At 64.2% G+C, this 10,239-nt stretch carries 11 protein-coding genes; 8 read left to right on the top strand and 3 right to left on the bottom strand.

What is annotated here, in order from left to right:
• Window positions 1–136 precede the first annotated feature (136 nt).
• Entirely contained in the window at window positions 137–484 is a 348-nt protein-coding gene (locus G7007_RS08675; RefSeq protein WP_181100805.1) for a response regulator, read from the top strand.
• 27 nt (window positions 485–511) lie between these two features.
• Here G7007_RS08675 and cobF read toward each other — a convergent pair whose 3' ends face one another.
• A complete protein-coding gene (gene cobF, locus G7007_RS08670; protein ID WP_181100802.1) occupies window positions 512–1,258 on the bottom strand; it encodes a precorrin-6A synthase (deacetylating) in 747 nt (248 codons plus the stop codon).
• A 226-nt stretch (window positions 1,259–1,484) separates the two neighbouring features.
• Here cobF and G7007_RS08665 point away from each other — a divergent pair, with 226 nt between their 5' ends.
• The 3 genes from G7007_RS08665 to G7007_RS08655 all read left to right on the top strand — a co-directional run bounded on the left by G7007_RS08665 (window position 1,485) and on the right by G7007_RS08655 (window position 2,933).
• Window positions 1,485–1,859: a histone-like nucleoid-structuring protein, MvaT/MvaU family gene (locus G7007_RS08665; protein ID WP_181100800.1), complete on the top strand. Its 375-nt coding sequence runs from the start codon at window positions 1,485–1,487 to the stop codon at window positions 1,857–1,859.
• 221 nt (window positions 1,860–2,080) lie between these two features.
• On the top strand, window positions 2,081–2,602 hold the full coding sequence (gene gloA / locus G7007_RS08660) for a lactoylglutathione lyase (protein ID WP_181100797.1): 522 nt from the start codon (window positions 2,081–2,083) through the stop codon (window positions 2,600–2,602).
• Window positions 2,603–2,693: 91 nt separating this feature from the next.
• On the top strand, window positions 2,694–2,933 hold the full coding sequence (locus G7007_RS08655) for a hypothetical protein (protein ID WP_181100795.1): 240 nt from the start codon (window positions 2,694–2,696) through the stop codon (window positions 2,931–2,933).
• A gap of 20 nt (window positions 2,934–2,953) precedes the next feature.
• Here G7007_RS08655 and G7007_RS08650 read toward each other — a convergent pair whose 3' ends face one another.
• The gene (locus tag G7007_RS08650; RefSeq protein ID WP_181100793.1) at window positions 2,954–3,778 is read right to left on the bottom strand and encodes a shikimate 5-dehydrogenase; all 825 of its coding nucleotides are present in this window, start codon (window positions 3,776–3,778) and stop codon (window positions 2,954–2,956) included.
• Window positions 3,779–3,921: 143 nt separating this feature from the next.
• Here G7007_RS08650 and G7007_RS08645 point away from each other — a divergent pair, with 143 nt between their 5' ends.
• The 3 genes from G7007_RS08645 (at window position 3,922) to pvdM (ending at window position 7,169) form a co-directional block, all read left to right on the top strand.
• Window positions 3,922–4,299, top strand: coding sequence for a hypothetical protein (locus tag G7007_RS08645; protein WP_181100779.1), 378 nt, complete (start codon window positions 3,922–3,924; stop codon window positions 4,297–4,299).
• A gap of 321 nt (window positions 4,300–4,620) precedes the next feature.
• Entirely contained in the window at window positions 4,621–5,550 is a 930-nt protein-coding gene (gene pbpG, locus G7007_RS08640; protein WP_181100776.1) for a D-alanyl-D-alanine endopeptidase, read from the top strand.
• Between the two features lie 266 nt (window positions 5,551–5,816).
• A complete protein-coding gene (gene pvdM / locus G7007_RS08635) occupies window positions 5,817–7,169 on the top strand; it encodes a pyoverdine-tailoring dipeptidase-like protein PvdM (protein WP_181100774.1) in 1,353 nt (450 codons plus the stop codon).
• Window positions 7,170–7,327: 158 nt separating this feature from the next.
• Here the strand turns inward: pvdM and G7007_RS08630 are convergent, their stop codons facing one another.
• Window positions 7,328–8,665 carry a lysine N(6)-hydroxylase/L-ornithine N(5)-oxygenase family protein gene (locus G7007_RS08630; RefSeq protein WP_181100772.1) on the bottom strand — a complete coding sequence of 446 codons (1,338 nt, stop codon included), beginning with the start codon at window positions 8,663–8,665 and terminating at the stop codon, window positions 7,328–7,330.
• A 406-nt stretch (window positions 8,666–9,071) separates the two neighbouring features.
• On the opposite strand from G7007_RS08630, the gene G7007_RS08625 reads away from it, so the two are divergent.
• Window positions 9,072–10,226: a membrane dipeptidase gene (locus G7007_RS08625; protein WP_219859004.1), complete on the top strand. Its 1,155-nt coding sequence runs from the start codon at window positions 9,072–9,074 to the stop codon at window positions 10,224–10,226.
• Window positions 10,227–10,239 lie beyond the last annotated feature (13 nt).

Genomic DNA, 10,239 nt, shown 5'->3' with positions numbered 1-10,239 from the left:
CGGGCTGCCCTCGACCGGAATCAGAAACCCACGTGCGACAAACGTTCCCTCGCTGCGACGGCAACGTTATGCTGACGGAACTTCTGCCTCGTCGCGGGGCACAGAATATAGATTATTTGCGCACAGGATCCTAATGATGCCCACCCTGCTCGTCGTCGAAGACGACGATATCGTCCGCATGCTGACGGTCGAAGTGCTCGACGAACTGGCCTATTCCGTCCTCGAAGCCGAGGATGCCGCCACGGCGCTGAAGATCCTCAGCGATCCTGGGACGGTGGTCGACTTGATGATGACCGATGTCGGCCTGCCCGACATGAACGGTACCGACCTGGCCCGCCGGGTACGTGACGAACGCCCTGATCTGCCCATCCTGTTTGCCAGCGGCTATGCCGACAGCCTCGAGGTGCCCGAGGGCATGCACTCGATCGGCAAGCCCTATAGCATCGACGCCTTGCGCGACAAGGTGCAGAGTATCCTGGCCTGACGTAGCGCGCCTGACGGATGGCCCTGCTCAGATCCGCCTGAGCAGGTAGATGTCCATGATCCAGCCTTTCTGTTCCCGCAGGCGCTTGCGGACGTCGAGAATACGCTCGCGGACCTCGAACAACGGGCCGGCAATGAGTACCTCGTCTGCGCTGCCCAGGTAAGCCCCCCAGTAGATGAGCAGGCCAGGCTCGTCGAGTTCGGCGAAGGCGCACTGCCCATCGAGCATCACCACCCGGTCGTCATCCGATGGGTACCGCGCCAGCTGTCGGCCAGGCAGAATCGTCAACGGTCGGCCCAGACGGGTCAAGGGTACCCGGTGGCGCGCCGCCAGGGCCTGGACGCTGCTGATGCCGGGGATGATCTCCAACGTGTACGTCCCGCAGTGGCGGGCAACCGCCTCGAGCACGCGCAGCGTGCTGTCGTACAGCCCTGGATCACCCCACACCAGGAATGCGCCGACCGACTCCGTCATCAGTTCGTCCTCGAGCGCCTTCGCATACAGGACGGCGCGCTGGCGGTGCCATTCGCGTACCGCGCCGGGGTAATCGTCCACAGGCGTTTCGCGTTGCGGATCCTGAAGCTCGACCACGCGGTACCGATCGGGCTCCAGGTAGCGACGCAGCATCTCGTGGCGAACCTGAAGCAGCTCTGCGGTCCGCGGCCCTTTGTCGTGCACGAAGAATACCGAGGCACGACGCATCGCATCGACCGCTTCAAAGGTGATCTGTCGTGGGTCGCCAGGTCCCATGCCGATGAGCAATAGATGTTTCATGAAGGCGTTTTCCTCAAAGAGGGAGAAGCACTCGCCCGCCCCGACAAGTGTGCAGGCTAGTGCATTACACAGCGCACGTATGAAAGTTCCTTTCAGACACACAGCATGTTTTAGTTTACCTGGCGTATTGGCGCTACTACACTCGATGTTGTCCACGCGTTTGAAGTAGCGTGCCTTCACTGTCTTCGTACTTCATCTTATTGATCGACGCCCAGGAGTATCCCTCGTGTCCAGACTTGTCGAGTTCCGTGCTGCCGAAAAAGCCCTGCAGGCGCAAATTGCGCAACTTGAATCGATGAAACAAGACAGCAGCCTCAAACGCGAAATCGAGTTCGAAGAAAAACTGCTGGACCTGATGAAGGCCTACAAGAAAGGCCTGAACGACATCGTCGACATCCTCGACCCGCACCAGCGCGAGCAGGCGTCGACTCGGTCCGGCAGCGCGCCCAAGAAAGCCACACGCCGCGCCCGTCAGGTCAAGGTCTACGAAAACCCGCATTCCGGTGAGTTGATCGAGACCAAAGGGGGCAACCACCGAGGCCTGAAAGCCTGGAAACAGGAATATGGTGCCGACACCGTAGAAAGCTGGGTTCGCTCATGATTCATCGACGCAGGCTTCACACTTTTTTCACAGCGCCTCTTTCATCATTGAGCCAGCTAACGGATTAGCGACCCCATCACGCGCCCGCACACGCGGGCCTCTCTTCCGGCGCCCTGCTCCTCTCGAGCAGGGCGCTTTCATTTGCGCAATCGATTCACTGCCGTATCATGAACGCTCGTCTGACTGCCGGACACGTCGTCCGGCCTAGCCCTGGAGCCTCCATGAGCCTGCAAACCCTCGCCACCCTGCCTGGTGTCACCGCGCAACCGGATGCCGCCACTGCGAAGTTCGTCTTCAACCACACCATGTTGCGGGTCAAGGACATCACCCGTTCGCTGGACTTCTACACGCGCGTGCTGGGGTTCACCCTGGTCGAGAAGCGTGATTTTGCCGAAGCGCAGTTCAGCCTGTACTTCCTGGTACTGGCAAACGCCTCTGACATTCCGCAAGACGATGCCAAGCGCACCGAGTGGATGAAGTCGATTCCGGGCGTACTGGAACTGACCCACAACCACGGTACCGAGAATGAAGAAAGCGCCGTGTACCACGACGGCAACAGCGATCCGCGTGGTTTCGGCCACATCTGCGTCTCCGTGCCGGACATCAAGGCTGCATGCGAGCGTTTCGAAGCACTCGAGGTGCCTTTCCAGAAGCGCCTGACCGATGGCCGCATGAAGAGCATCGCCTTCATCAAGGACCCGGATGGCTACTGGGTCGAAATCATCCAGCCTACCGCACTGTAAGCACGTTCGTCGGGCCAGGCTTCCCTGGCCCCGTTCGCGTGGTATATCGAGGAGACCGCACTTCCCGACCATCTTTCACGAGGTAAGGACGATGCACACTCTACGTTGCCACTACCGCGACCATCTGATCACCGCACGCGTCGAGACTCACCCTGGGCTCATCACCCCGTACGCAGGCGGCTGCGCCATCACCGATCCGGACGGCCATACCAGCCGACGTATGCCCTTGCCCTACAGCGGTCATTTCATGGCCGACCTGGACAATGCGCAACACGCCTCCCTGGCCCACGGCCGCTGGTTGGTGGACCAGAGGCTCGACCGCCCTCACTGACGCTGACCACTTCTGCTAGGTCAGGCCTGTCGCGCATAGGCCACGGCGGCGGCCACCTGATCGTCGGTCGGGCGAATGCCGGTGTAGAGCACGAATTGCTCCAGCGCCTGCAAGGCGATCACGTCGAGCCCGGTGATGACCGGTTTGCCGGCGGCCTGCGCACGCCGGATGAACGGCGTCTGCGCGGGCAGCGCGACCACATCGATCACCCGTTCGGCCGCATCGACGGCGTGTTCGGGGAATGGCAGTCTTTCGGCTTCGGGGCCGCCGCTCATGCCGATCGGCGTGACGTTCACCAGCATGGGCGGACACAGGTCGCCCAATTCATGCTGCCAGCGATAACCGCACAGGTCGGCCAGGTGACGGCCGGCCTGTTCGTTGCGCGCGACGATCATGCCCTCGGTGAAGCCTGCATCCCGCAAGGCACAGGCGACGGCCTTGGCCATGCCGCCGCTGCCGCGCAAGGCGAAGGCAGTAGCGGGATCGACCTGATGCAGGTCGAGCAGTTGGCGAATGGCCAGGTAATCGGTGTTGAAGGCCTTGAGATACCCGTCGGTGTTGACCAGCGTATTGACCGACTCGATGGCGGCTGCCGAAGGATCCACCTCGTCCACCAGGGCCAGGCAGGCCTCTTTGTAAGGCATCGACACGCCGCACCCGCGAATGCCCAAGGCCCGGATGCCCGCCACGGCTGCGGGCAGATCGTCGGTGCTCATGGCCTTGTAGTAGTAATCCAGGCCGAGCTGCTGGTACAGGTGATTGTGAAAGCGCACCCCGAAAGTGCCGGGCCGTCCGGCCAGCGATATGCACAATACGGTGTCTCGGCTAGGGGGGACGGCGGTCATGGAAGCTCCTTCGAGTGACGGGTAGGTAACATCGGCCGCTGGTCGGGCCTTACACAACCTTTACCGATCACGCGTGTTCCGGCAAGCGGTTTGACGGTCAAATAGACAGTCCCCGAACGTGGGGTTTAGCGAGGATAGCAGCAATGAACCGTCTTCTTCCCGGCGTGGTCCTGTTGACCGGCATCCTGGCCTTCAGCGGTCCGGCGGCCGCCCATGGCGGCGGCTGGCGCGGCGCGGGCCCGGTGCTGGGCGCTGCCGTGGTGGGTGCCGTGGTCGGCGCCGTGGTCTCAGGAGGGCATGATCGGCCGGCGTACGTCGAGCGACAACCGGTGTACATCGAGCGACAACCGGTCTATTACGAGCCTGCGCCGGTGTACATCCAGGCGCCACCGCCGCCGGTGTACTACCAGCCCCAGCCCTATGTGGTGGAGCGTTACACCCGTGTACCGCCGCCACCGCCGCCGCAGTACTACCGCCATTATGGCCCGCCGCCGGTCTATTACGGTCCGCCGCGCTGGTGAGGGAGGTAAGCTGCAAGCTATCAGCTTGAACCTGTCGGAGCTGGCTTGTCAGCGATGACGGCGGTGCCGGCACCATCGCTATCGCTGGCAAGCCAGCTCCCACAGGTTGCCTGTAGCTTTCAGCTTATGGCTTGAAGCTTGAAGCTTGAAGCTTGAAGCTTGAAGTCTGCGGCCCACCCTCTCAATTAACTTTCCTTCATCTATCCTGCTTCTTTCACGCGGCAATCGACAGCCTCTCGGCCATCCTCCAGAATGCCAGCGCTTCGTCAGCGGGCCCTCCCTGACAGGCCAATGACAGACTCTTTTCTAGTGAGCTTCGATGTGAAAACCGCTCTTCCTTTGCTCAGCCTGCTTGCGTTGCTCACGACTTCGACCCTGCTGCCCGGCACGGCGCTGGCCGCCCAGCCAGCAACGGCGACCCAGCGCGACCCGAGCGCGTTGCACCTGGCCTCGGGCAGTGCCCTGCTGATCGACCTGAACACGCGCAAGGAGCTCTACGCCAGCCATGCCGACCGGATCGCGCCCATCGCCTCGGTGACCAAGCTGATGACCGCCATGGTGGTGCTGGACGCCAAGCAGCCGATGAACGATAGGCTGACCATGACCATCGCCAACAACCCCGAGATGAAGGGGGTGTACTCGCGCGTGCGCCTGGGCAGCGAGCTGGACCGTCGCGAGACCTTGCTGATCACCCTGATGTCATCGGAAAACCGCGCCGCCAATACCCTGGCCAACCATTATCCGGGGGGCTACCCGGCCTTCATCAAGGCCATGAACGCCAAGGCCCGCAGCCTGGGCATGAGCCACACGCGCTATGTCGAGCCCACCGGGCTGTCGACCCAGAACGTCTCCACGGCCCGCGACCTCAGCAAGCTGCTGCTGGCCGCGCGCAACTACCCCTTGCTCAGCGAGCTGTCGACCACGCGGGAGAAGACCGTGGCCTTTCGCAAGCCCAACTACACGCTGGGCTTTCGCAACACCGATCACCTGGTCAACAAGAGCAACTGGGACATCACGCTGACCAAGACCGGCTTCACCGACGAAGCGGGCCACTGCCTGGTGCTGTTGACGCGCATGGACAACCGCCCCGTCGCCATGGTCATCCTCGATGCGTTCGGCAAGTACACACACTTCGCCGACGCCAGCCGCCTGCGCCAGTGGCTGGAAACCGGCACGGCCAAGCCCGCCCCAGCTTCTGCCCTGCAATACAAGGCCGACCGTCATGCGCGTAATGGGTTGGCGGCGGACTGAGCCACAAGCCACAAGCCACAAGCCACAAGCCACAAGCCACAAGCCACAGCATCGCGATAGAGATCTCCTTCATCTACACCTTTCTCACCGCCCTGCTGTTTGCTTGAAGCTTGAAGCTTGAAGCTCAAAGCTTGAAGCTCAAAGCTCGCGCCCCCTGCCCCATAAATTTACCCGAAGACCACTCGTTCCCCTGATGACCCGAACCCTGCGCAGCGTGCTGTCTCGCGCTGGCAGGCCGTTCTGCATCCGCCCGCAACGAGATGGCCATGACCCCGACCCGTTCTCGCAACGCCCTGCTCATCGGCGCGCCACTGGCCCTCGCGGTCGCCGTGGGCAGCGCGCTCACCTACCACTTCTGGCCCCGCGAGCCGGCCTATCCGGTGAAGATCGTGGAGCAGGCCGAGCGCCTGCATCGGCACATGCTTTCTTTCGACAGTCGGGTCACCGTGCCGCTGGGCTTCGGCAGCGCCGGGCAGGAGGCGGACAAGGACGGTCCGGAACAGTTCGACCTGGTCAAGGCCGGCAAGGGGCGTCTGTCGGGTGCAGCGCTGGCCATCTTTGGCTGGCCGGAGATCTGGAACGGACCGAACGCCCCGCACCGGCCCACGGCCGGATTCGTCGAAGAAGCGCGCCATCAGCAAGAGGTGCGCTACCAGATCATCACCGGGATGGTGCGCGACTTTCCGCACCAGGTCGGTATCGCCTACACCCCGGCGGACTTCCGACGCTTGCACGACGAAGGCAAGTTCGCCGTGTTCATCAGCCTGCTCAACGCCTACCCGCTCGGCCATGACCTGTCGCAGTTGGACCGCTGGACCCAACGTGGCATGCGCATGTTCGGCTTCAGCTACACCGGTAACAACGACTGGGCCGATTCCTCGCGCCCACTGCCGTTCTTCAACGACACCGCCGATGCCTTCGGTGGCCTGTCTCCGTTGGGCGAGCAGGCCGTCACCCGGCTCAACGACCTGGGCGTGATCATCGACGTGTCGCAGATGTCGACCCCGGCCCTGGAGGACGTCGCGCGCCTGAGCCGCGCACCCTTCGTGGCCTCGCATTCGGCGCCACGCGCCCTGGTGGACATCCCGCGTAACCTCAGCGATCGGGAAATGCGCCTGATCAAGGACAGCGGCGGCGTCATCCAGGTGGTCGGCTTCGGCCAGTACCTCAAGCCACTGAGCGCGCCGGTGCTGGACAAGCTCGACACCCTGCGCGAACGGTTCGATCTGCCGCCGTTGCAGGGCAACCTGACCAATGCCTTGATGCCAGGCGATGCGGTCATCGCCGGCTGGTCCGAAGCGCGCTTCGGCGACTACGCCAGCCAGCTGTACGGCATTCTCGAGGAGGAACCCAAGGCCACGGTCGCCCAGTTCGTCGACGCCATCGACTACACCGTCGCCAAGGTCGGCATCGACCATGTCGGGATCAGCTCCGACTTCAACGACGGCGGTGGGCTGGACGGCTGGAAGGACGAGAGTGAAATTCGCAACGTCACCGCGGAGCTGCTCAGCCGCGGCTACAGCGAGACCGACATCGCCAAGCTGTGGGCGGGCAACTTTCTGCGGGTCTGGGAGCAGGTCGAGCGGCTGGCCACGCCCGTGGCGATGCGAGCGCCTTGAGGGCCCATCGCACCGGGCGAAGCGTGCGAGCTTTTCACGCGCAGCCATGAGAACGGGGCCCTGGACGGCCCCGATGCAAATGTTCAGCGGCGGCAGGCGAGCCTTGCACAGGGACGAAGGCTGCGGCGAGGCTCTGTCAGGGCCCTCGCCTCGCTCGCCTAGCCTGCTGCCGCCAGCCGTGCCTCCTGCCGCGCCTCGGCATGGCTGCGCGCACGCTCCTGCTCGTAGACCGACGCTGCGATCTCGTCGGCGCGCACCGGCAGGATCGACAGCAAGGTATCGCTCAACCCATGGCTGGCCTGGCTGAACCCTTGCATGTAGATGGCGGCCTGGCAACGCTCGTCGGTTCGCAACCGGTAATCGCGATCGACCTCGAAGCCCTTGAGGTAGCCCTCCAGCGGCGCCAGCAGCTGGCGATGCAACTGCCGCTCGTAACCGGTGGCCAGGACCACCGCATCGTAACGTTCGACGTCCACCTCGCTGGTGGCGTTGTTGCGCAGGGTCAGTTCGACGCCCTGCTCGGTGGCGCGGGCCTGCTGCAGCGTGGTTAGGGTACGGAACGCATGGCGTGCGATACCGGAAACCTTCTGCCGGTAGAAGATGCCGTAGATGCGCTCGATCAGGTCCAGGTCGACCACCGAGTAGTTGGTGTTGTGGTACTCGTTGACCAGCCGTTCGCGTTCGTCGGCGGGCTGCTGGAAGACCAGGTCGGTGAACTCGGGCGAGAAGACTTCGTTGACGAAGGGGCTGTCATCGGCCGGCTTGAGCGCCGAGCCGCGGATGATCATGTCCACGTGCACGCCCGGGTAGCTGTCGTTGAGGTCGATGAACGCCTCGGCCGCGCTTTGCCCACCGCCGATGATGGCGACGCGCATGGGCTGACCGTCGGCGCAGGGCTGCTCGGCCATGCGTGCCAGGTAATGGGAGTGGTGGAAGACGCGCGGGTCGTCCTTGAGCGCGGCGAAGGCCTCCGGGATGCGCGGCGTGCCGCCGGGGCTGACCACCAGCGTACGGGTGATGCGGGCGATCTGTCGGCCCTGGACGTCACGGGAGACGACCCGTAGCGCCTCGACCGTGTCGTCGCGCAGGACCGGCTCGACCCTCAGCACTTCTTCGCCATAGCGGCTGTGCGCCTCGAAGTGCGCGGCAACCCAGCGCAGGTAGTCGTTGAACTCCATCCGGCAGGGGTAGAACGTGCCCAGGTTGATGAAGTCGACCAGGCGGCCGTGGTGCTTGAGGTAGTTGACGAACGAGTACGGGCTGGTCGGGTTGCGCAGGGTGACCAGGTCCTTGAGGAAGGAGATCTGCAGCTCGCTCTGGGTGACCAGGGTGTTGCCATGCCAGCGGTAGTCGGCCTGCTTGTCCAGGAACAGCGCATCCAACGGCCCCTGGACCTGGCCGCGCTCTTCCAGCGCGATGGCCAGCGCCAGGTTGGAGGGGCCGAAGCCGATGCCGATCAGATCGTGCACGACGGTCGATTCGGTTGCCTGAGTCATGTCCAGCGTCCTCTATGGGGTCTCCCCGAAAGGAGAAAGAAGTTGACCTTGTGACCGGTCGGCCAGGAATCAGGCGGCAGGTCGCATGTGTCTAGGGGACGACGCAGATGTAAGAAAATTTAACTGGCAGAAGCGTCATGCGACGGGTAAATGGCAGGCCCTGATTGCAGTGATGCAGTCCGAATACCCACGATCACGCAGTGGCGGGACCGGCCGCCACGGACCTGTGGAAGCGGGCTTGCCCGCGATAGCGTCCGGTCCGTCGCCGCCTGCATCGCGCACAAGCCCGCTCTTGTAGGTTCGGGGTTCCAAGCGCGTATCCGTCGATGATCGAGTACGCCTAAATTTTCCACGTGCACGCTCGTTCATCGAGCAGCTCCTCTATTGCCCCACGAGACCGCCCCGCATGGCCATTTCCCGTCCCCGCTGGCGCGTACGCGCGATCCTGGGCTTGCTGCTGGTGCTGGCGGCGACCGTCGTCTGGCTGACCTGGATCCCGGACAACCCAGGCTACTCGCGGGCGATCATTCGTCAGGCCGACGCCTTGCAGGCGCGCCTGCTGACCTTCGATGGCCAGGTGACGGTCTCGCCTGCACTGGGCAGCGCAACCCCCTCCTCCAGCCATGAGGGCCCTTCCCCATTCGACCTGCGTACCCTGGAGAAAGGGCACCTGTCGGGCGCGGCACTCAGCCTGACTGACTGGGCGGGCGACGGTGCGTCGCAGCCGCCCGAGGCCTGCCTCGCTGAGCCTGCCCAGGCGCGGCAGCTTGCCCGTTTCACCGCCCTCGCCCACCAGGTCCGCGACCATCCCGAGCAGCTGGCGTTCGCCTACGGCCCCGAGGATGTCCGCCGACTGCACGGCGAAGGCCGCTTCGCCGTGGTGCTTGGCCTGCTGGACGCCGCCTCGTTCAGCACCGACCTCGATCAGCTCGACGCCTGGACGGCACGCGGCATGCGTCTGTTCGGTTTCGCCTGCGCAGGTGACACGGCCCAGATCGACGCCGCACAGGCGACGCCGTGCGCGAACGTCGGGGGGTCGGGCGGCCTGTCGCCACGGGGCGAGCAGGCGGTCGCCCGGCTCAATGACCTGGGTGTGATCATCGACGTGTCGCAGCTCTCGAGCCAGGCTCTGCGTCAGGTGACCCGGCTCAGCCGTGCCCCACTGGTCGCCTCACGCACGGTGCCGGACCTGCAGCGCAGCTCCGGCGACAAGGACCTGCGGTCGATCGCCGCCACGGGCGGCGTGGTGGTGATCCCGGTCTACGGCGATGAATCGCGCCCGTTGGAGGCAGCCACGCCCAGGGCCACCCTGCGTGCCTACGGCGAGACCATCGACCATGCCGTGAAAACCGTCGGCATCGCGCATGTCGGCCTCGCTTCGGGCTCCGACGCCAGGAGCGGCGTGACCGGCTTCGCGCCGGTCGGCCAGGCACGCAACGTCACTGCCGAGCTGCTGCGCCGTGGCTACGACGAAGCCGACATCGCCCAGCTCTGGGGCGGCAATTTTCTTCGCGTCTGGGCGCAGGTCCAGCGTTCTTCCATCTCCCTGATCACCCGTTGACAGGCGTACGGCG

The sequence above is a fragment of the Pseudomonas entomophila genome, from assembly GCF_013523125.1.
Lineage (GTDB): Bacteria > Pseudomonadota > Gammaproteobacteria > Pseudomonadales > Pseudomonadaceae > Aquipseudomonas > Aquipseudomonas entomophila_B.
Note: the sequence above shows the minus strand (reverse complement) of the source record. Positions and strands in the feature narration are given on the sequence as shown.

Bases quoted from the DNA above. Each gene is read 5' to 3' on its own strand.
- G7007_RS08675 (WP_181100805.1), top strand. From the start codon at position 137: ATGCCCACCCTGCTCGTCGTCGAAGACGACGATATCGTCCGCATGCTG.
- gloA (WP_181100797.1), top strand. From the start codon at position 2,081: ATGAGCCTGCAAACCCTCGCCACCCTGCCTGGTGTCACCGCGCAACCG.
- cobF (WP_181100802.1), bottom strand. From the start codon at position 1,258: ATGAAACATCTATTGCTCATCGGCATGGGACCTGGCGACCCACGACAG.
- G7007_RS08650 (WP_181100793.1), bottom strand. From the start codon at position 3,778: ATGACCGCCGTCCCCCCTAGCCGAGACACCGTATTGTGCATATCGCTG.
- G7007_RS08655 (WP_181100795.1), top strand. From the start codon at position 2,694: ATGCACACTCTACGTTGCCACTACCGCGACCATCTGATCACCGCACGC.
- G7007_RS08625 (WP_219859004.1), top strand. From the start codon at position 9,072: ATGGCCATTTCCCGTCCCCGCTGGCGCGTACGCGCGATCCTGGGCTTG.
- pvdM (WP_181100774.1), top strand. From the start codon at position 5,817: ATGACCCCGACCCGTTCTCGCAACGCCCTGCTCATCGGCGCGCCACTG.
- G7007_RS08645 (WP_181100779.1), top strand. From the start codon at position 3,922: ATGAACCGTCTTCTTCCCGGCGTGGTCCTGTTGACCGGCATCCTGGCC.
- G7007_RS08630 (WP_181100772.1), bottom strand. From the start codon at position 8,665: ATGACTCAGGCAACCGAATCGACCGTCGTGCACGATCTGATCGGCATC.